Origin of the sequence: Pseudoalteromonas sp. GW168-MNA-CIBAN-0100 (assembly GCF_040309225.1) — a bacterium.
In the GTDB taxonomy this organism is placed as follows: domain Bacteria; phylum Pseudomonadota; class Gammaproteobacteria; order Enterobacterales; family Alteromonadaceae; genus Pseudoalteromonas; species Pseudoalteromonas arctica.
On record NZ_JBEOOL010000205.1, the window covers coordinates 1 to 376 of the forward strand.

The window sequence follows — 376 nt, forward strand, 5'->3', positions numbered from 1 at the left end:
GCTTTCGCTTTGATGTTATGGGGCACATGCCTAAATCATCAATTTTAGCAGCGCGCGAAGCGGTGCAAGCGGTTGACTCAGATAACTACTTTTATGGCGAAGGCTGGAACTTTGAGGAAGTGGCTAATAACCGCTTGTTTATTCAAGCTAAGCAAGCTGATATGGCAGGCTCCGAAGTGGGGACTTTCAATGACCGCATCCGTGAAGCTGTGCGCGGTGGGGCGTTATTTGCAAATGAACCTACAGATGCTAATTTAGCAGACCAAGATACTCTGCGTTTATCACTGGCGGGTAATTTACAAAACTATATCCTGAAAGACTTTAAAGGTAATTCGGCAAAAGGTAATAGCTTTAGCTGGAATACGCAGCCGACGGC

Annotated in this window: 1 protein-coding gene; it reads left to right on the top strand. The window is 46.0% G+C overall.

All coding sequences use genetic code 11. The annotated features are described in order from the left end of the window. On the top strand, positions 1–376 hold a 376-nt coding region (locus tag AAEY62_RS20750; protein WP_350636165.1), incomplete at both ends, for a hypothetical protein.